This is a genomic window from Hwanghaeella sp. (assembly GCF_965227365.1).
Classification (GTDB): Bacteria; Pseudomonadota; Alphaproteobacteria; order UBA8366; family Aestuariispiraceae; genus Hwanghaeella.
In genome coordinates this window covers 749668-768870 of record NZ_OZ245754.1, presented here as the reverse complement: position 1 = coordinate 768870, position 19203 = coordinate 749668, and the positions used below count along the sequence as shown (strand labels likewise).

At 59.4% G+C, this 19203-nt stretch carries 18 protein-coding genes; 7 read left to right on the top strand and 11 right to left on the bottom strand.

Going from position 1 to position 19203, the window contains the following annotated elements; all coding sequences use genetic code 11:
* Position 1: 1 nt before the first annotated feature.
* Together pqqE and ACQK2G_RS03385 are read left to right on the top strand one after the other, a co-directional pair.
* Entirely contained in the window at positions 2–1144 is a 1143-nt protein-coding gene (pqqE, locus tag ACQK2G_RS03390) for a pyrroloquinoline quinone biosynthesis protein PqqE (protein WP_425403614.1), read from the top strand.
* A gap of 54 nt (positions 1145–1198) precedes the next feature.
* Positions 1199–1828, top strand: a complete 630-nt coding sequence (locus ACQK2G_RS03385; protein ID WP_425403613.1) for a hypothetical protein — start codon at positions 1199–1201, stop codon at positions 1826–1828.
* A 15-nt stretch (positions 1829–1843) separates the two neighbouring features.
* Here ACQK2G_RS03385 and ACQK2G_RS03380 read toward each other — a convergent pair whose 3' ends face one another.
* On the bottom strand, positions 1844–2890 hold the full coding sequence (locus tag ACQK2G_RS03380) for a quinoprotein relay system zinc metallohydrolase 2 (RefSeq protein WP_425403612.1): 1047 nt from the start codon (positions 2888–2890) through the stop codon (positions 1844–1846).
* A 164-nt stretch (positions 2891–3054) separates the two neighbouring features.
* On the opposite strand from ACQK2G_RS03380, the gene ACQK2G_RS03375 reads away from it, so the two are divergent.
* Positions 3055–3963: a quinoprotein dehydrogenase-associated SoxYZ-like carrier gene (locus ACQK2G_RS03375; protein WP_425403611.1), complete on the top strand. Its 909-nt coding sequence runs from the start codon at positions 3055–3057 to the stop codon at positions 3961–3963.
* A gap of 44 nt (positions 3964–4007) precedes the next feature.
* Here ACQK2G_RS03375 and ACQK2G_RS03370 read toward each other — a convergent pair whose 3' ends face one another.
* The 7 genes from ACQK2G_RS03370 to ACQK2G_RS03340 form a co-directional block, all read right to left on the bottom strand.
* Complete coding sequence (locus ACQK2G_RS03370; RefSeq protein WP_425403610.1) at positions 4008–4349, bottom strand: c-type cytochrome; 342 nt, start codon at positions 4347–4349, stop codon at positions 4008–4010.
* A gap of 66 nt (positions 4350–4415) precedes the next feature.
* Complete coding sequence (locus ACQK2G_RS03365) at positions 4416–5666, bottom strand: PQQ-dependent sugar dehydrogenase (RefSeq protein WP_425403609.1); 1251 nt, start codon at positions 5664–5666, stop codon at positions 4416–4418.
* 143 nt (positions 5667–5809) lie between these two features.
* Positions 5810–6265 (bottom strand): nucleoside deaminase, encoded by a 456-nt coding sequence (locus tag ACQK2G_RS03360; protein ID WP_425403608.1) that lies wholly within the window; start codon positions 6263–6265, stop codon positions 5810–5812.
* A gap of 15 nt (positions 6266–6280) precedes the next feature.
* Positions 6281–7381 carry an ABC transporter ATP-binding protein gene (locus tag ACQK2G_RS03355; protein WP_425403607.1) on the bottom strand — a complete coding sequence of 367 codons (1101 nt, stop codon included), beginning with the start codon at positions 7379–7381 and terminating at the stop codon, positions 6281–6283.
* On the bottom strand, positions 7378–8184 hold the full coding sequence (locus tag ACQK2G_RS03350) for an ABC transporter permease (RefSeq protein ID WP_425403606.1): 807 nt from the start codon (positions 8182–8184) through the stop codon (positions 7378–7380). Before ACQK2G_RS03350 ends, ACQK2G_RS03355 begins: the two co-directional genes overlap by 4 nt.
* Complete coding sequence (locus ACQK2G_RS03345; protein ID WP_425403605.1) at positions 8181–9038, bottom strand: ABC transporter permease; 858 nt, start codon at positions 9036–9038, stop codon at positions 8181–8183. The genes ACQK2G_RS03350 and ACQK2G_RS03345 overlap by 4 nt, the downstream gene beginning before the upstream one ends.
* A gap of 120 nt (positions 9039–9158) precedes the next feature.
* A complete protein-coding gene (locus ACQK2G_RS03340) occupies positions 9159–10298 on the bottom strand; it encodes a polyamine ABC transporter substrate-binding protein (RefSeq protein WP_425403604.1) in 1140 nt (379 codons plus the stop codon).
* Positions 10299–10564: 266 nt separating this feature from the next.
* Here ACQK2G_RS03340 and ACQK2G_RS03335 point away from each other — a divergent pair, with 266 nt between their 5' ends.
* From ACQK2G_RS03335 to ACQK2G_RS03320, 4 genes are all read left to right on the top strand, one after another.
* Positions 10565–11314 carry a hypothetical protein gene (locus ACQK2G_RS03335; RefSeq protein WP_425403603.1) on the top strand — a complete coding sequence of 250 codons (750 nt, stop codon included), beginning with the start codon at positions 10565–10567 and terminating at the stop codon, positions 11312–11314.
* Positions 11307–11963 (top strand): phosphoribosyltransferase family protein, encoded by a 657-nt coding sequence (locus ACQK2G_RS03330; RefSeq protein ID WP_425403602.1) that lies wholly within the window; start codon positions 11307–11309, stop codon positions 11961–11963. Before ACQK2G_RS03335 ends, ACQK2G_RS03330 begins: the two co-directional genes overlap by 8 nt.
* 106 nt (positions 11964–12069) lie before the next feature.
* Entirely contained in the window at positions 12070–12678 is a 609-nt protein-coding gene (locus ACQK2G_RS03325; RefSeq protein ID WP_425403601.1) for a TetR/AcrR family transcriptional regulator, read from the top strand.
* A 27-nt stretch (positions 12679–12705) separates the two neighbouring features.
* On the top strand, positions 12706–16125 hold the full coding sequence (locus ACQK2G_RS03320) for an acyl-[ACP]--phospholipid O-acyltransferase (protein WP_425403600.1): 3420 nt from the start codon (positions 12706–12708) through the stop codon (positions 16123–16125).
* 3 nt (positions 16126–16128) lie between these two features.
* Here ACQK2G_RS03320 and ACQK2G_RS03315 read toward each other — a convergent pair whose 3' ends face one another.
* From ACQK2G_RS03315 to ACQK2G_RS03305, 3 genes are all read right to left on the bottom strand, one after another.
* A complete protein-coding gene (locus ACQK2G_RS03315; RefSeq protein ID WP_425403599.1) occupies positions 16129–17445 on the bottom strand; it encodes a TRAP transporter large permease in 1317 nt (438 codons plus the stop codon).
* Positions 17446–17463: 18 nt separating this feature from the next.
* On the bottom strand, positions 17464–17985 hold the full coding sequence (locus ACQK2G_RS03310) for a TRAP transporter small permease (RefSeq protein WP_425403598.1): 522 nt from the start codon (positions 17983–17985) through the stop codon (positions 17464–17466).
* Positions 17986–18084: 99 nt separating this feature from the next.
* A complete protein-coding gene (locus ACQK2G_RS03305) occupies positions 18085–19113 on the bottom strand; it encodes a TRAP transporter substrate-binding protein (RefSeq protein WP_425403597.1) in 1029 nt (342 codons plus the stop codon).
* Between the last annotated feature and the right edge of the window lie 90 nt (positions 19114–19203).

Sequence of the window (19203 nt, the reverse complement as noted above, 5' to 3'; positions counted from 1 at the left end):
GATGGCAGCCGATACCGCGGCCCAGGCCGCTCAAGCAGCACCGGGGGCGATCCCCGCCCCCTCTGTTAAACCGCCGATAGCGATGCTGGCCGAATTGACCCATCGCTGCCCACTGGCCTGCCCCTATTGCTCGAACCCGATGGAGCTGACGGCGATCAAGTCCGAACTGACGACGGATGAATGGGCCGAGGCCTTCCGGCAGGCCGCCGCCATCGGGGTCCTGCAAGTCCACCTTTCCGGCGGTGAGCCCGCGTCCCGGCGCGACCTCGAGGAATTGGTGACCGCGGCGCGCGACGCTGATCTCTATACCAACCTGATCACGTCCGGCGTCGGCCTGACCGAAAAACGCCTTGCCGCTCTCGATGAGCGCGGCCTGGATCACGTTCAGCTTTCCCTGCAGGGGGTGACACCGGAAACCGCCGACGAGATCGGCGGTTACAAGGGCGGCTACGACCGTAAAATGGCCGTCGCCGGCTGGGTTGAAAAACGGGGCATTCCGCTCACTCTGAATGCCGTCGTCCACCGCCGGAACCTGGATAATCTCGAAGAGACGATTGCCCTGGCCCAAAAGCTTGGTGCCCGTCGGATCGAGGTTGCGACAGTTCAATTCCATGGCTGGGCCGCAGTGAACAGGGCCGCCCTGATGCCGACACAAGAACAAGCGCTTCGGGCACGGGAAATCGTCAATGACGCGCGCGAGCGGTTGAAGGGTGAATTGGTTATCGACTATGTCCCGGCCGACCACCACGCGAAATATCCCAAACCCTGCATGGGCGGATGGGGTTCGACGGGCCTGAACATCGCGCCCGACGGCGCGGTCCTGCCTTGTCACGCGGCACAAACGATCAAGGGGCTCACCTTTGATCGCTTTCCGGAAAAATCCTTGCGCGATATCTGGTATGACGGTGCGGCCTTCAATGCGTTCCGTGGGTTTGACTGGATGCAGGAGCCTTGCCGGTCCTGCGACCGGCGCGACAAGGACTTCGGCGGCTGCCGGTGTCAGGCCATGGCCATCGCGAACGATCCCTATGCCACCGATCCCGTCTGCTCGAAATCTTCTTTCCATGCCGGACTGGTTGCCGCGGCGGAAGCGGATTCACATGCAACGGACACGGAATTGACCTATCGGGTTTCGCCGCGCTAACGCTTCTACACATCGGATGTATTCGGCCGGGATGAAAATGGGGGACTTCGATCCATGCGCTCGTTGACGACTGCACTGCTTGCACTGGCCTTTACGACAGCGGCGGCAGCCGGTTCCGCCCGAGCCGCGGATTTCTCGGATCCTGACTGGCCCTGCATTCAACGCAAAGTGCTGCACCTATCCGTCGGCCAGATGTGGGCCGGGCCGGTGATCGACGAGGAAAAGCTGAAGTCCTGGCGCAAGAATGACGATATCCATCGCCTTGCCACCGTTCTGTCGCTACGGCGCACACCCTTGGAAGCAGCCGACGGCATGATTGCGGACTTCGCAAAGCGCGACGATCTGGGCCAGGACAAGGCCGAACGACTGTCCACCCTGTTCGCGGGAATATTCAGCCTGATCGACAAGGAACGATCAGAGATCATCTCCGGCATTGCTCGTTATGCCCATAAGCAGGACGACCTCGCCAAACGGATCGATAAACGCAGAGACGAACTGCAGGTTCTGACCGAGGCGAGCGAACCGGACTACGACCGGATTGAAGAACTTCAAGATCAGGTCGATTGGGATGCCAGGATCTTCAAGGACCGGGCCCAATCATTGACTTATGTCTGCGAGACCCCGGTCATCCTGGAAAAACGCGCTTTCGCACTTGCCCGTACGATCCAACAGCATCTGCCCTAACCGACCGTTCGCGGGTCACTCCCACTCCAGTTCCTTATAAGCGGCGGTCGCGTTGCGTGGATTGTATTCGTCGAACAATTCCCAATGGTCCCGCATCGACTCGCCCAGATGCTCGATGGCGGTTCGCATACTCTCGCCTTCCGCAATGGCCCGCCGGGTTTCTTCCGTCAGCGTCGCGAGATAATTCCAAGTTCCCTCTCCACCATCCGGCCAGGGAAGAGAGACGGGACCGTGCCCCGGCACGATCCGGTCGGCCTGAAAGCCCGAAAGATCCTGCAGCACGGAAAGCCAACCCAGAATTGAACCGTCAAGGGCCGGGGTATGAACGGCAAAGACGAGGTCGCCGGTGAACAAGGTCCCCGTCATGGTGTCGAACGCCGTCATGTCATTATCCGTATGCGCGGTCCGGTGGGCATTCAGAACCAGACGCCGCCCGCCCAAGTCGATTTCCCGAACCTCCTCCGCATCCAGATCAGGCGTCAAGATTCTGCTGCCGAGAAAGCTTCGAGCGCCGATCAGACCGGCAATATTGTCCGAATAGGTCCGCCGCCGGTTCTGCAGCGCATCAGCCAGTTTCGGATGGCCAACAATTTTCGCCCCGGCATCGTGAAAGACCCCTGCCCCCAGAACGTGGTCAGGATGCATGTGGGTCAGGATCAACCAATCGATCGGCAGGTCTGTGCGTTCCCTGATCGCGGCATAGAGCCGTTCACCAACAAGGCGCGATCCGCCGGCATCGATGACAGCGACAGCGTCTTCGCCGATCACAAAGCCGATATTCGCCAAATCCCCCGCATTCGAAGGGCTCGGCGTCTCATACCGCCCTTGGTGGACGAAGATACCGTCCGCGACCTCCGTGACCGGCAGGCCGGAAACACTGCCTCCCTCGGCGCACTGCCAGTTGATCACCGGAGCAATGTCGTATGCGGCACGCCAGAGGTCCACTTCATTCGGCGCCGTTTGCTCGCAAATCGCCTTGGTCTCTGCCGCGACAGGGATCAACCGATCGGCGCAAATGTCCGGTTGATCTTGCAGGCAAATAGTCAGGAAAAGCTCAAACATTCTTGATCGTCACCGCCGTCATTTCCGCTCGACGCAGCGCGCTGCAGGGTAGGATGGTGCTTCATCATACACGGCGGCACCTGATGCCAATGTAGTATTTTCGTGTAGCCAACGGTAAACTAGGTTGAACAACTGCAATTGACTGCAGAAAGGCAGCCGGCTGAATGATCAAGCCGCTGCACAGGTTGGAGCGACCCATGATCCGGAACCTGTTTGCCCTGGCCGTATGCCTGGGTTTGGTGGTTGTGGCGGCCCCGGTCTTGACTATCGAGCCGGCCAAAGCCGCGGATATCAAGAACCCGTTGACTGACGGCGAAACCTGGGCGGAACTGAAATACGACGTCTTCGGCGACACGGTTATTCATGACGGATCGGCATTGTTCGACCTGGATGCACCTTATCGCGCGCATGATGCCGCGATCGTGCCGGTTCGGGTGATCCAGTCGGGTGTCTCGAAGGAACGGATCGCCAAACTGACCTTGATCGTCGACGAAAACCCGGCCCCCGTCGTTGCTGAATTCGAATTCGGTCCGTCCATGAGCGTTCTGGACCTGGAAACCCGGGTGCGGGTGAACCAGTATTCGAACATTCGCGCCATTGCCGAAACGGCCGATGGCAAGCTTTGGATGGTCGGCCGTTATGTGAAAGGGGCTGGCGGATGTTCCGCGCCGGCGCTGAAAGACATGGAAACCGCCCTGACATCTGCCGGCAAGATGCGGATGAAAGTGTTCGACGCCGTTGCGGAAACCGCGTCCGTGACCACCGTTTCCCCGGCGACCGAGGGGCGCCGTCAGGCACAGATCATGATCCGCCATCCGAACTATTCCGGTCTACAGCGGAATCAGGTCACGCAGCTGTTTATTCCCGCTTTTTTCGTGAACGAGGTGACGGTGTATCTGGGCAAGGAACGCCTGATCCATATGAGCGGCGGGATCTCCATCAGCGAAGACCCAAGTTTCCGCTTTTCCTTCGTTGACAACGGCAGCACCACCTTCGCCGTGGAAGCGACGGATACTGACGGCGGAGAATTCGGCAAGACATTCCCGATCAAACCGGCAGGGTCGGCAAGCTGATCGCAAGCCCGCGGTTCACCGAACCGCTCTCGCGGTCGATCAGATCACTCGGCGGGCATTTCCACTTTGAACTTTATGCTGCTGTACCACGCGGCCAAATCGGCGATGTCCTCATCGCTTAGATCCTTGGCGACGACGGACATGATCTCATGCGTTCGCTTGCCGGAACGGAACGCCTTCATTTGAACCTGTAGATAGATCGCGCTCTCGCCGGCAATATGCGGCGCGATCGGAATCTTAGCGATCCCATCGATGCCGTGGCAGTTCCGGCATTTCTTGGCCTTGGTCTTGCCCGCAGCGGCATCCGCGGCCGTTGCCGGCGAGGGTAAGGCCGCGGCCGTTACAATTCCCGCCAACAGCGGGACCATTAGCAAACGTCCAATCATCGGTTCCATCCATCAAAAAGAACGGGCGGTGGGACCACCCCACCGCCCGAATTGATACCAGAAGGATCACTGTGCCGAATAGCTGATCCGGTAGATCGCACCGGCCAGATCGTCGGAAACCAGGATCGATCCATCCCGAAGCTGTGCGACATCGACGGGCCGGCCGAGATATTCGCCGTTCTCGTCGATCCAACCCTCCGCGAAGGGTTCCATGGTCGCATTCCCTTCGGCATCGACATAGGTGACCATCACGCGCGCACCGACGGGCTCGGTCCGGTTCCAGGACCCGTGCTGGGCGGAGAAGATGGCGTTCTTGTACTTCGCCGGGAACATTTTCCCTGTGTAGAAATGCATGCCCAGATCGGCCGCATGGGCGACGGTTTCCACGGCCGGCATGACGACGTCGACCGGGACTTCCTGTCCAGAATATTCATTCGTGCGGACACTACCGCCGCCATACCAGGGGTGACCGAAATTCTGCCCGGCCGCAGTCTGGCGGTTCAACTCTCCCGGCGGGATGTCGTCGCCCATGCCGTCCACCTGGTTGTCGGTGAACCAGAGCTCTCCGGTCTCCGGATGGAAATCATGGCCGACCGAGTTTCGGACGCCATAGGTATAGACCTCACGCCCCGTACCGTCGGTATTCACACGGATAATACCGCCGATGCCGACCTCGTTGTATTTCTCGAGTTTTTCGGGCGGGGCGACATTGAACGGCTGTCCAAGAGAAATATAGAGCTTCCCGTCCGGTCCCAATTTGCAGACGCGGGCCGTGTGATTGTAGCTCTCTTCTTCGGGCGGAACCAACTGCCCCTGCGGGATCACGTTGAAAGCCGCGACATCCGGGCTTTCATAGAAGAATTCCGCGGCCGGAAAGACCAGCACCCGGTTCTGTTCCGCGATATAGAGGAACCCATCCTTCGAGAAGCAAGGCCCGTTCGGGATGGCCTTGGCCAGTGACGGCGCGAAGTTCTTCACCTCGTCCGCTATCCGGTCCTTGTCGCGGTCGGTAACGGACCAGACTTCGGTCTTGCGCGTGCCGACGAATGTCACGATCCCCTGCGGGCCGACCGCCATATGCCGCGCATCCGGCACAATCGCGTAGAGATCAATCGAGAATCCGTCCGGCAGCTTGATCCCGGCGAGCGTTTTGCGGATAGCGTCCGCCTTGCTGCCGCCCTGTTCGACGAAGGTGAATTCTGTAACGCCTGTCGTTTGAAATGAACTGAGTTTGTCCAGGTTGCCCTGTGCCAGGGCCGCGCCGGACGACAAAAAAACCGCGAGCGTGCCCACGGCGATCCGATTACTGATCGTCATTGCTTCCTCCCATTCGTGCCCGATATTTTTCGGTTCACGGGTTTCGGGCACACGATCAATGATCGCCGGTTGCGTGAGAAACCGCAACTAGACCATCGTAGCGTCTTGGCGTTTTTCCGCCGGGGAGGAACGTGAGATCGCCGTCAATCTTCGGCGATATCCTCGGCCCAGAGTTCCGGTTTTTCGGCTATGAAGCGCCGCATCAGGGCCTTGCAGTCCTCGTCGTCGGCGATAATGACCTCTACGCCCCGCTCCCGAAGGAAGTCGGGGTTGCCTTCGAAGGTTTCAGCTTCACCAATCACCACGCGCGGGATGCCGAACTGGATGATCGTCCCGGTGCACATCATACAGGGGCTGAGCGAGGTATAGAGCGTCATCTTGCGGTAGGACTTCTGCCTGCCCGCCTTGCGCAGGCAATCCATTTCGCCATGCGCGATCGGGTCGCCTTGCTGCACCCGCTGGTTCCGTCCCTGCGCGATCAGGCGGTCGCCTTCGGCCAGGGCGGAACCGATCGGGCACCCACCTTCGTTGAAACCGGCCAACGCCTCTTCATAGGCGATCTTAAGAAACTTTGCGTCCGTTTCGTTCAAGCGGGTCACCTCGCCGTCCTCCCTCTATTCCGACAACAAATGGGCATTCGCGGCCGACCACCCCAGATGGAACCGGCCCGTCGCCTTGAGATCGATATTGGCCAACAGACGTTCCTGGGTCTGCACCTTGAACTCGGTCCCGTCCTCGCTTTCGAGGAACAGGGTCATCACGGACCCGACGAATTCCTCCGAGATCAGACTGCATTCGACGCTGTTTTCCTCAGCGGTCGGTTCGGGCGACAGATGGACGAGATCGGCGGCGATGACGAAGGATGCCGTCGCACCGATGGCAGGCAAAGGAGCCCCTTCCGCGCCGACCGCAAAACTTCCGGCCGGAGTCTCTATCGTCACTGTCGCCCCGTCCACCGCCTTGACGGTGCCGGTCAGAATGTTGTTCCGACCGACGAATTCCGCGACGAAACGGTTGGCCGGTGCGCGGTAGATGTCCCGCGGTTTGCCCACCTGCGCAATCTTGCCGTCCCCCATGATCACGACCCGGTCGGCCATGGCGAAGGCTTCCGACTGGGAATGGGTGACATAAACGAATGTGATGCCCAGGTCCCTTTGAAGCTTGGTCAGAACCTGCTGCATCCGGATCACAAGATGGGCATCCAGGGCCGACAAGGGCTCGTCCAGTAACAGGACCTTCGGTTCCGTGACCAGGGCGCGGGCCAGGGCGACGCGCTGGCGCTGCCCGCCGGACAGCTGATCCACATTGCGTTCCGCGAACTGCTCAATCTCCATCCGCTCCAGCCAGCGCATGGCGCGATCCTTCCGTTCATCCGGCGCAACGCCGCGCATCTTCAGGCCGAATTCAACATTCTCCCGAACGTTCAGGAAGGGAAATAGCGCCAGCGATTGCCAGACCATGGGCGTATCGCGGTCATGCGGCTTCACGTCGTTCATCACCTGCCCGTCCAGGCAGATCTCGCCCTCGGACGGCGATTCCAGACCGGCCAGCATCCTCAGCGTCGTGGTCTTGCCGCAACCGGATGATCCCATGATGGCGATGAACTCGCCCGGCATGATTTCCAGATTGATGCCCTTCACCGCGGTGAAATCGCCGAACCGTTTTACGACGTCGACGAATTCCACAATGGGTTGGGTTCCGGCTTGCAGGGTCATGGCGTCACGGTCCTCCGCTTGCCCTTGGTCATGAATAGGATTTGGGCCAGAACCACCAGGGTCATGGACACCAGGAAGACGAAGCTGCCGATGGCATTCACCTGCGGATCGATATTGCCGGTTACGATCTCAAGGATAACGACCGGGATCGTCTTGTTGAGCCCTGATACGAACCAGGCAACCGCGAATTCGTCAAAGGAGACCGCAGCGGTCAGGCACATGGAAGAGACGATGGCAGGCCGGGCGAAAGGAATAATCACGTCCCGTACCGCCCGCCACTCGCTGGCGCCAAGGTTCCAGGCCGCGGCTTCCAGGCTTTCGTCCATTTCGTTCAGGCGCAGGCGGATGATCGCCATCGCGAAGGGAATCGTCAGCACAGTATGCGCGGCGATGATCGACCAGACCTGACCGGATATGCCGATCTTCGCGAACCAGGCCAGCATGGCGAGCGCCATGATGATCAACGGAATGGTGGGCGGCAGCAGCGCAAGCGCCAGGAAGCCATACTTATACCGGAACTTGAACCGGTAGTCCGTATAGGCGGTACAGAAACCGATGAAGGTCGCCAGCACGGAAGTGCAGAGCGAGACGAGAATGCTGGTCCGCGCGGCTTCCCAGATATCCGGATCGTTCAGAATGGTCTCGTACCACTCGGTGGTGAACGAGCCCAAGGGCACGGTCGGAAAGCGTTGCGAATTGAAGGAAAAGATCACGCTGGCAACGATCGGCATGAAGATGAAGGCGAAAACAAGCACCACGTAGAAACGCAGCAGCCAGGTGGTAAGGGTGTCCCTCAAGATCATCGGCCGGCCCTCTTGCGGTAGGCGTACCAGATCGACAGGAACGCCACAGTGAAGAGCGTCAGCATCATCATCACCGCAACTACCGCGGCACGCGGCCATTGCTGGCCGGACTTGGTCGTATCGATGATCAGGATCGCCAAGGTGGGCGGCTTCGATCCGCCGAGATAATAGGGGCTGACGAAATCGCCGAAGCTGAGGATGAAACAGAACAGCGCCGCGATCACCAGGCCCGTCTTGGCCATCGGCACGATGACGGCATGGATCGTCCGGAAACCGCCGCAGCCCAGATTATGAGCCGCCTCGATAAAGCGGTTGTCGATATTCGCAAGCGATACTGTCTGCAGTATCACCACCAAGGGCAGGGTCAGCGTCATATAGCCGACCATGGTCCCGAACATGGTGTTCAACATGGTAAAGGGACCCAACCCAATAATACCGAGCACGGAATTCACCGGCCCTGATTCCGCCAGCACCACATACCAGGAAAAAATTCGGACCAGATAACTGGTGAAGAACGGCACGACGAGCAGGAAGATCGCCCAGCGTCGAACTGTGGCCGAGGTTTTGAAGGCCAGCGCATAGGCTGCGGGAAAAGCGACAAGGCTTACCACCACGGTCGCGCAGACCGCCAGGAACAGGGTGTAGCCATAAGCGTCCCAGAACGTGTTCCGACCCAGCATCTTGGCCCAGTTCACGAACTCAAACGCTTCGCGCATGCGATAGTTCTTCACCAGGAAGAACGACATCGCGACCATGAAAAGCAGCGGCCCCAGGAAGAAGACCGATTGCCAGACGATCAGCGGCACGCGCCAAACGACGGCGAAGGTCTCAAATCCCCGCTTATTCTCTTTCACGTCCCGAATTCCCAAGGAACTCCCCCAACCGACGGCGGCGGCCGGCCAAGCGGGTCATCTTCGGATTTTCCGTCGCCCGCCCGGCCGCGCCAAGCCCTATCAGGTAGTACGCCGATTAGATCAGGCGTTCTTGTACTCGGACCAGAAGTCGTTCCAGTCCTCCAGGCTCTGCTGAACCGGGATGTTCCGGTAGTGGATCCGGCCTTCCTTGACCAGCGTGATCGGGTCATTCGGCATGCCGTCGACCTGACCCGTCCGGTTGGCTTCCTTGGGATCGACCTCGTTCAACAGCTTGCGGCCGCCCTTGGTGATGCAGAAGCCCGGATAGGCCGCCATCTGTGCGGACTTAACCTGGCCTTCCGGCGACAGCATGTACTGGATGAACTTCTTGACGATGTCCGCCTTCTCGGAGCCCTTCCCGATGCAATAGGATTCCGTCCACTGGATGCCGCCTTCCTTCGGAACGACGGAGGCAACGGGCGCGCCGTCCTTTTCCAGAACACCGGTGATCCAGTCGCCGATCCCGCACATGGCGAGCATCTCACCGTTCTTCAGCGAGTTGAAGGTGCCGCCGTAATCGAAGAAGCCGCCGACCTGCGGGCGCAGGCTGAGCGTGGTTTCCTGAACCTTTTCCCACGCGGCGTCATCGAGATCCCAGAGCCCGGCGCCATTGCCGTTATAGAGGCTCATCATGCCGAGCGACGGCAGATGCCAATCGAAATGACCGACCTTGCCCTGCACTTCGGGTTTCCAGAAGCAGGAATAGCTCATCGCCTCTTCCGCGGAGATGGCGTTCTTGTTGTAGGAAACCCCCAGATGACCGAAGCGGACCATCATGGAATACAGCGTGTCGCCGTCCCAGTGGCCGGGGAACTTCGTGAAGTCTTCATAGAGCATGTCATCGAACGGATAATCGCCGGTATCCAACGGCTCGATGTAACCGGCCGCGTTCAGCTGCTGGACGAATTCCGCATCCGACAGGATCACGTCATAGGTACCCGGGGGCGATTGGGCGATCAGGCCCAGCATGTTGTCGCCGCCGGCATAGTATTTCGGCTTGAATTTGACGTTGTTGGCTTCTTCGAAGGCGCCGACGATATCGGGCTCGCCATGGCCGTACCAGGCCAGCATATTGATTTCGACCGTATTGGCCCAAGCGCGGCTGATGAACGGGGTCGCCAACGCCGCGGCGGCGGAATACTTCAGGACCTGACGCCGTGAAGGCTGTTGCGACCTACCCCTGTTTTGCTTCGTGGACATGTACCGACTCTCTCCTCATTCGAGATTTTATCATTCCGGAGCGCCCACCCGTCAGCCTGCTTGGCGCAGGCCATTTTCCCGGCGCATCTTGCCGGTTTTTATTGGCCGATAGTGTAGGCGAGGAGTCCCAGGAAAGAAAACTGTCATAATCCGATTCTGGACGCGAAATCGGCTTTTTCCTGCTCAAGCCCCGCCCTGCGGTAGCCAGGCCCTCACGGCAAAAGCATCAGCTTCCCTTCGCCGAGGACCGGGGCTAGGCTTCGGCCATGAACAGAAAACAGTTCCACGATTTCTTCGCTTGCCCCCACCCGGTCGTGACACCGGTCATTCACGTCGTAGACGCCGAGCAAACCGAGAGGAATATCAGGACGGCCCTGGCGGAGGGCGTACAGGGCATCTTCCTGATCAACCACGATTTCGATATTCCCCCTTTCCTGCCGATCATCCGGAAAACGCGCGAGGCGTTTCCGGATCTTTGGCTGGGCCTGAACTTCTTGGCCGTCACGGGCAAGGACGCCTTTCCGATTCTCGGCGATTTGGAGTCCGATGGATGCCCGATCGACGCCTATTGGGCCGACGATGCACGGATCGACGAACGGAAAGTTCAACAGGACGAAGCCGAGGAAATAGCGGATATCCGACACCGGAGCGGATGGTCCGGCCTGTATTTCGGCGGCACGGCGTTCAAGAAGCAACGCCCCGTCGCCCCGTCCGATTACGAGAAATCCGCTCGTCTCGCCACCGGTTTCATGGATGTCGTGACCACATCCGGCATCGCGACAGGCCAAGAGGTGGATCTACCCAAGATACGGGATTTCAGACGCGGGATCGGCGATCATGCCCTTGCCCTCGCCTCCGGCGTGACGCCCGAAAACGTCACGCAGTACCGTGATGTCGACTGCCTGTTGGTCGCAACCGGCATCAACCGGGAGGGAGACTTCTACAAAATAGATGCCGCGCGTCTCGAAGCATTGATGCGCCGGAGGGAAGAGATGGAGTATGCGCTGAATGACTGACTTTCCCGCAACCGAGATTCCGAATGACAAAGGCCCCAGGGACGACCGCTGGTATCTGAAACTGATGGCGCCGAACACCAAGGGCGAAAAATTCGCCTGGCTCGATCCGACCTCGATCTACATAAACGGCGCTGCCTTCCACGATCTGCTGGATGATCTGGTCGCAGATCTGGACGGCGTGGAATGCGACGTGGTGGGCGGCTTGGATGCGATGGGCTTTGTTTTGGGCAGTGCCTTGGCCGCCCGGCTCGGCATCGGTTTCCTGCCGATCCGCAAGGCCGGCAAGCTCTGCGTCGACACCGATGCTGTCAGTTTCACCAACTATTCCGGCCGGACCCAGGATATGGAAATGCGCAAACCGGCCTTCGCGCCGGGCACCCGTGTTCTTCTGGCAGACCAATGGGTGGAAACCGGCGGCACTATGTCCGGCGCCATAGAACTGGTCGAACGCCAGGGCGGCACCGTCACCGCCATGGCGGCGGTCGCGATCGAAGAGAATGACGTGACGGAAGGATACCGAAGCCGTTATCGCTGTGTCGCCGGCGTCGTACCGGGATCGGAATGGCAGCGCCAGTGCAACGCCCAATACCTGGAAAGCTTCGTAACCTACACCCCCTGGATGGCCTTCCCCATTCGCCGCGACACCTGATCTCGCCGATCCTCGCTGTAGAGCGCTGTTCATACTTGAAAAATGAACGTTGTTCAATTAAGTAGAATCCAACCTTCAATTCCATTTCCAAGGCGGGAGGGTACCCATGGCTCGACGGTCCGACCATAATCGTGAAGAACTGTACGCCTTGGCGATCGCAGCGGCGCGCCAGATCGTAGAATCGGACGGTATCAAGGCATTGACGGCCCGAAATGTCGCCGATGTCATCGGCTATTCTCCCGGCACGCTCTACAATCTCTTCGACAATCTCGACGACCTGATCGTGCATCTGAACGGCCGAACGCTGGACGATCTGCATGATACGGTTGCGGCCCTGGAGCCGACCGGCGATCCTGAAACCGATTGCAAGGCGCTATTGGCCGGATATCTAGGCTACCTCAAGGAACATCCCGGGCTCTGGTACGCCCTGTTCGACTATGCCATCCCCGCAAACATGAAAGTGCCGGATTGGTATGTTCGGAAGATCGAACGTTTGATGGAGATTCTCCGTCATGCGCTCTCGCCTCTCTATGCCGATGACAGGCCGGATGATACGGCTCGGGCAGCAAGCGTGCTGTGGGCCGGTCTGCATGGCATCACGTCTCTCTCGAACGACGGCAAATTACAGCTCGTCTCCGAGGACAGCGTCGAAGACCTGGCCGCCTTCCTTGTCACGACCTTCATTGCCGGCATCCGCGGCCGAAATACGCACTGACCGTTCATAGATCCGGGACGAAAAAAGATGAACAAAACCCCGTTCGATTTGCTCCGCACGCGCCGCTTCCTGCCAGTATTCCTGGTTCAGACCTTGGGTGCGTTGAACGATAACCTGTTCAAGAATGCGCTGTTGATCCTGATGGTATACCGATTGGGCAGTGACACGAGCATGGACGGCCGCGTCATGGCAAGCGCCGCCGCGGGACTGTTCATCCTGCCTTTCGTGATCTTTTCCGCCTTGGGCGGCCAATTGGCGGACAAGATGGACAAGGCGAAACTGATCCGCTGGACCAAGGGCGCTGAAGTGCTGGCGATGGCCATGGGCGCTTTCGCACTTATCACGGGAAACATCACTGCGATGATGGGCGTGCTGTTCGTGATGGGCACGCAGTCCGCCTTCTTCGGTCCGGTCAAATACAGCATTCTTCCCGATCATCTGGCCGAGAATGAACTGGTCGGCGCCAACTCCTTGATCGAGGCTGGAACATTCCTCGCGATCCTTGCCGGTACCATCGCCGGGGGCCTCATCATTCTTGCCGGCAACGGCGCTTATTGGGTTGCCGGCATCTGCGTGACGGTGGCCGCCATAGGTTATCTCGGCAGCTTCTTCGTACCCGCGGCACCGTCGCGTCGGCCGGATTTGCGGATCGATCCGAACCTGTTGCGGGAGACGATTTCGATCATCAGCCATATCCGGCGGTCCCGAACCATCAAGCTTTCCATCCTCGGCATTTCCTGGTTCTGGCTGTTGGGTGCGACCTTCATTTCCCAATTTCCGGCGTTCGCCCAAAGCGTGATTGGGGGCGATCAATCCGTCGTTACCCTGTTCCTGGTCCTGTTCACTATCGGCATCGCGGTCGGGTCCCTTTTCTGCAACAAGCTGCTGAAGGGCGAGGTAACAGCGAAATACGTACCTTTCGGCGCCGTCGGCATGACCCTTTTCATTCTGGATCTGTATTTGGCATGCCACGATCGCGCTTTTGCGGGCGGTGATTTGATCGGCGTGGCGGCCTTCCTCTCCGCCCCGGAGAACTGGCGGATTACGGGCGACCTGGTCGCTATCTCGGTCTTTGGCGGTCTGTTCATCGTGCCGCTTTATACGATGCTGCAAACCCGAAGCGAGGCGGAGCACCGATCCCGGACAATCGCCGCGAACAACATCATAAACGCGCTTTTCATCGTCGTCGGCGCCTTGATCGCGACCGCCCTGCTGGCCGCCGGCTTGAAACTTCCGGACATCATTCTGGCCCTCGCGCTCAGCAACGCGGTGGTGACGGTTTATGTCTTCGGTCTGCTGCCCGACGAAATGGTGAAGGCGGTTCTGAAGACCGTCCTGAAACTCTGCTACAGGATCGAGGTAACGGGACGCGAACACTACCGCCAAGCTGGGCCGAGAGCTGTGATCGTGGTCAACCATGTCTCGTTCCTGGATGCCGTCCTGCTTGCCGTCTACCTGCCGGTGAAGCCGATGTTCGCGATCAATACGCATATTGCACAGGCCTGGTGGGTGAAACCGTTTCTGGCCATGGTCGACGCATTCCCAATGGATCTCACCAATCCGATGGCGACAAAGGGATTGATAAAGGCGGTTCAGGAAGATCGGCATTGTGTCATCTTCCCGGAAGGCAGGATCACCGTTACCGGCGCCTTGATGAAAGTGTATGAGGGACCCGGCATGATCGCCGACAAGGCGGATGCGATGATCGTACCGGTACGGATCGACGGCGCCCAATACACGCCGTTTTCCCAATTGCGCGGAAAAATCCGCCTGCGCTGGTTCCCGAAGATCACCATCACCTTCCTCAAACCTCGCCGGTTCGAAGTTCCGGAGGATATCAAAGGCCGCGAACGGCGGCGCATGGCCGGGGTGAAGCTCTATGACCTGATGAGCGAAATGATCTTCGAAACGACGGATCGCCGGCAAACACTCTACGCGGCGATGTTGGAGGCGAAGAGCATTCATGGCGGCGGCCAAGCCGTTGCCGAGGACATTGCGCGCAAACCGATGAGCTACTCACGCCTTATTCTGGGATCCACGGCTTTGGGCCGGAAGCTCTGCCGGATTACCACGAAGGCGGAAAACGTCGGCGTGATGCTTCCTAACTCCCTGGCCGCGGTCACGACCTTTTTTGCCCTGCAGGCATACGGACGCGTCCCCGCCATGTTGAACTTCTCCACCGGCTCGAAGAACATGGTGGCGGCGATTGAGACAGCGGAAGTCAAGACGGTGCTGACTTCCAGGCGCTTTGTCGAGGCCGCGAAACTGGAGGAAACGGTCGATGCCTTGGCGGAAAAAGCCTCGGTCGTCTATCTGGAGGACATCGCGCGCAAGATCGGGCCGCTGAGCAAGCTGGCGGCCTTTTTCGCCCGGCCCTTTGCGGGTGTCCGGCACGCACGATTGCGCATACGCCCGGATGCCCCTGCCGTTATCCTGTTCACGTCTGGCTCGGAGGGTACGCCGAAAGGGGTGGTTCTGAGTCATGAAAACCTGTTGGCCAACCGCAACCAATTGGCGGCGCGAATTGACTTCAATCCAACCGACATCGTCTTCAATGCCCTACCGATGTTCCATTCCTTCGGCCTGACCGGCGGGACGCTGTTGCCGATCCTGTCCGGCATCAAGACCTTCCTGTATCCCTCGCCCCTGCATTACCGCATCGTTCCGCCAATGGCCTATGATACAAACGCGACCATTTTATTCGGGACGGACACTTTCCTGAGTGGCTATGCGCGGGTCGGGCACCCCTACGACTTCTATTCCGTCCGCTATGTCTTCGCCGGTGCCGAACGGGTGAAGGACGAGACTCGGCGGATTTGGATGGATAAATTCGGCCTGCGCATCTTGGAAGGATACGGAGCGACCGAAACCGCGCCGGTCATCGCCGTGAATACGCCGATGCACTTCCAGGCGGGCAGTGTGGGCCGCGCCGTTCCAGGCTTGAGTTGCACGTTGGAAACGGTGCCGGGCATCGACGAAGGTGGGAAGCTGATCGTAACCGGTCCGAATGTAATGCTGGGCTATCTGCGCCACGACAATCCCGGCGTGCTGGAGCCGGTGGAAGATCAGCGCTACGACACCGGCGACATCGTGACGATCGACCGGCATGGTTTCATCACCATACGCGGCCGCGCAAAGCGCTTCGCAAAGATCGCCGGCGAGATGGTAAGCCTCAGCGCGGTGGAGGCGAATGCCAACGCCGTCTGGCCCGACTTCAACCACGCGGTGGTCAGCATTCCGGACGCCCGCAAGGGCGAGCAGTTGGTGCTGGTCACGGACAACCCGGATGCAGACCGACAAACCCTGTCGGACCATGCCAGGAAGGAAGGTATTTCGGAACTGATGGTACCCAAGGACATACGCACAATCGACCGTCTGCCGCTGCTGGGCACCGGCAAGACCGACTATGCTGCCGTCAAGGAGATCGCCGAACGGTCCGAAGACTGATCGCTATAGTCCCACCAGCCACAAGGTTATGGAGGGGAACAGCACCAGAACGAAGACGCGGAGGATGTCGCTAACCAGGAACGGCACCGCACCGGCATAGGTCCTGGTCATCGGCACATCCTGCGCCATCGAATTTATGACGAACAGGTTCATGCCGACCGGTGGTGTGATCAGGCCGACCTCGACGACGATCAGGACAAGAATACCGAACCACAGGCCGAAGGCTTCGGGACTCATACCGAAATCCAACTCCGTCACGATCGGGAAGAAGATCGGCACGGTCAACAGGATCATGGAAAGCGAATCCATAAAACAGCCCAGGACCAAATAGAGCACAAGGATCGCGACCAGGACCGAGTATGGCGCGAAACCCTGGCTGGTCACCCATTCGACCGCTTCCTGCGGCAGTTGCGCGAAGGCCAGGAAAGTATTGAAGACCGCCGCGCCCAAAACGATGAAGAAAATCATCGCGCTGGCGCTCGCTGTCTGAACCAATGATGTGATCAGCTTTGCCCGAGTCAAACCACCGTTCACCAATGCGATCAGGCCGGTGCCGGCGGCGCCGAAAGCAGCCCCTTCTGTCGGCGTGAAAAAGCCGCCATAGATGCCGCCGACAACCAGCAGGAAGACGAGCAGAACGGGCCAGATCCGCCAAAGGGCGGCGAAGCGTTCTCCGTAACTTGCCGGATCGCGCGTCCCGGCACTGTCCGGTTTCAGGCGTACATAGACGGAAATGGCCAGCATATATCCCGCCGCGGCCAGAATGCCGGGAATGACCGCGGCCACGAACAGTTTCGCGATATTCTGTTCGGCAAGCAGCGCGTAGATCACCAGCACGACCGAGGGCGGAATGAGGATTCCCAATGTACCGCCGGCCGCAAGGGCGCCGGTAGACAACGCACCGGAATAACCGAAGCGGCGCAGCTCCGGCAGCGCCACCTGCGCCATCGTTGCCGCCGTGGCGAGCGAGGATCCGCAGACCGCGCCGAAACCGCCGCAGGCGCCGACGGCCGCCATAGCGACACCGCCCTTGCGGTGGCCGAGCCATGACTCCGCTGCCTCGAACAAGGCTTTGGACAAGCCGCCATGGGTGGCGAACTGCCCCATCAGGAGAAAGAGCGGAATAATGCCCAGCGAATAGTTGGAGAAGGTATCGTAGGGAACCGATTTCAATTGCGAGAGCACGGCGATCCAGGAGCCGTTCACCAAAGCGGATCCGGCAATGCCGATGGTCAGCATGGCAAGGCCGATCGGCATGCGCAGCGCGATCAACAGCAGCAGGACAGGAAAGGACCAGATGGCGATTTCAAGCTTCGTCATGATATTCGACCTACCCGATCAAACGCGATTGCCGGGCTCGGCGCGGACCAGACCCGCGCTTTCCACCGCCGTCCATAAACAGGCAATCACCCCCAGCACCGCGACGGGAAGGCAAACCGCATACCCCCACCAAACCGGAAACTGCAGAATGAACGTGGTCTCCCCATAGGTCAGCTTGTCGAGCATGCCGGCCCATAGCCGCCAGGTAATCAAGGCGCAGACCGCGGCCATGGTCAGGTTGTAGATCGTGTCCAGGCCGGCATCGAAACGCTTGCTGAAGAAGCCTTGCAGAATGTCAACGGTGACATGCCCCTTATGCAACTGGCACCAGGGGAGGAAACAGAAGATCGCCAAAGCACCGCCGGCTTCGACCAATTCGAAATCCCCGGGGATCGGTCCCAGCCCGACCGGCACGAGGGCGCGGCCGCTGACGCTGAGGACAACGATGGACATGATGGCCAGCAACAACAGACCGCCCAACAAGGCAACCGCGCGGCACAACGCACGCAACGCCTTTGAGACCGGATTCGAATAGGTCATGACGAATATCCCCTAAAACGGATCAGTCGAACCGCATGGTAATGCGGTTCGACCGATTTGGGCATGCACGGTTTGGGAATTGGGTTTCCCTTCGTGGTCTTACTTGGAATATTTCATCAACAGGGCCTGGGCATCATCGACAAGCGCCTGACCGTTCATGCCCTTGCCGTCCATTTCCTCAACCCATTTCGCGACGACGGGCGCCGCTGCGTCTTTCCAGCGCTTGGTCTCGGCTTCATCGAGAACGATGATCGCGTTGCCTTTCTCGCCTGCCTTCTTGCGGCCGACGACATCGCCGCCATCCATCGCCCGGCCGGCCCAAGCCGCCGCTTCGATGCCGGAATTGTCGTCGATCACCCTCTTCAGGTCATCCGGCAGCGCGTCATAGCTGGCCTGGTTCATGGCGAACAGGAAGGTCGCCGAATACAGGCCGCGATCGCCGGAGAATTCCGTATGATTTCCGACCAGTTCGGCCATCTTCAACGGCAGCGTGATTTCCCACGGAATGACCGCGCCGTCGATGACGCCCTTGGAAACCGCTTCCGGAACAGCCGGCACGGGCATGCCCACCGGCACGGCACCGAAACTGTCCAGCATCTGCGTGATGACACGCGTCGGCCCCCGCAGCTTCATACCCTTGATGTCTTCCAGCGACTTCACCGCGGCCTTCGTGTGCAGCAGGCCAGGGCCATGCGTATGCACGGCGATGACCTTCATGCCGGGAAAGTCATTCTGCATGTGCTTTTCATAATACTCGTAGAAGGCGCGCGAGGTTTCTTCGCCGTTCGTCACCATGAAAGGCAGTTCGAAGGCCTCCGCCCGGGGGAATCGACCCGGTGTGTACCCCATTACGGTCCAGATCATGTCGACCACCCCATCGGTGACCTGTTGGGCCAATTCCGGCGGCTTGCCGCCCAACTGCATCGACGGATAATGCTCGATCTTGATGCGCCCTCCGGATTCCTGTTCGACCTTTTCCGCCCAGGGAATCAGGAACTTCGCCGGAATCGTCGCCTTCGCGGGCAACAGCTGATGCAGTTTCAAGGTAACGTCCTGCGCCTGCGCGACGCCGACCGACCCGACCAGCGCCGCCGCTACGCAGCCCGCGCTCAGAATTCGCTTCAACATGGTCTTCCTCCTAGTCCGTTCGTTTGTTTGTCGTTCGTCTTGTTATAATTGTTTGCAACACCAACATACCAGTTCTTACAAGCAACAAAC

Bases quoted from the DNA above. Each gene is read 5' to 3' on its own strand.
- pqqE (WP_425403614.1), top strand. From the start codon at position 2: ATGGCAGCCGATACCGCGGCCCAGGCCGCTCAAGCAGCACCGGGGGCG.
- ACQK2G_RS03385 (WP_425403613.1), top strand. From the start codon at position 1,199: ATGCGCTCGTTGACGACTGCACTGCTTGCACTGGCCTTTACGACAGCG.
- ACQK2G_RS03380 (WP_425403612.1), bottom strand. From the start codon at position 2,890: ATGTTTGAGCTTTTCCTGACTATTTGCCTGCAAGATCAACCGGACATT.
- ACQK2G_RS03375 (WP_425403611.1), top strand. From the start codon at position 3,055: ATGATCAAGCCGCTGCACAGGTTGGAGCGACCCATGATCCGGAACCTG.
- ACQK2G_RS03370 (WP_425403610.1), bottom strand. From the start codon at position 4,349: ATGATTGGACGTTTGCTAATGGTCCCGCTGTTGGCGGGAATTGTAACG.
- ACQK2G_RS03365 (WP_425403609.1), bottom strand. From the start codon at position 5,666: ATGACGATCAGTAATCGGATCGCCGTGGGCACGCTCGCGGTTTTTTTG.
- ACQK2G_RS03355 (WP_425403607.1), bottom strand. From the start codon at position 7,381: ATGACCCTGCAAGCCGGAACCCAACCCATTGTGGAATTCGTCGACGTC.
- ACQK2G_RS03350 (WP_425403606.1), bottom strand. From the start codon at position 8,184: ATGATCTTGAGGGACACCCTTACCACCTGGCTGCTGCGTTTCTACGTG.
- ACQK2G_RS03340 (WP_425403604.1), bottom strand. From the start codon at position 10,298: ATGTCCACGAAGCAAAACAGGGGTAGGTCGCAACAGCCTTCACGGCGT.
- ACQK2G_RS03335 (WP_425403603.1), top strand. From the start codon at position 10,565: ATGAACAGAAAACAGTTCCACGATTTCTTCGCTTGCCCCCACCCGGTC.
- ACQK2G_RS03330 (WP_425403602.1), top strand. From the start codon at position 11,307: ATGACTGACTTTCCCGCAACCGAGATTCCGAATGACAAAGGCCCCAGG.
- ACQK2G_RS03325 (WP_425403601.1), top strand. From the start codon at position 12,070: ATGGCTCGACGGTCCGACCATAATCGTGAAGAACTGTACGCCTTGGCG.
- ACQK2G_RS03320 (WP_425403600.1), top strand. From the start codon at position 12,706: ATGAACAAAACCCCGTTCGATTTGCTCCGCACGCGCCGCTTCCTGCCA.
- ACQK2G_RS03315 (WP_425403599.1), bottom strand. From the start codon at position 17,445: ATGACGAAGCTTGAAATCGCCATCTGGTCCTTTCCTGTCCTGCTGCTG.
- ACQK2G_RS03310 (WP_425403598.1), bottom strand. From the start codon at position 17,985: ATGACCTATTCGAATCCGGTCTCAAAGGCGTTGCGTGCGTTGTGCCGC.
- ACQK2G_RS03305 (WP_425403597.1), bottom strand. From the start codon at position 19,113: ATGTTGAAGCGAATTCTGAGCGCGGGCTGCGTAGCGGCGGCGCTGGTC.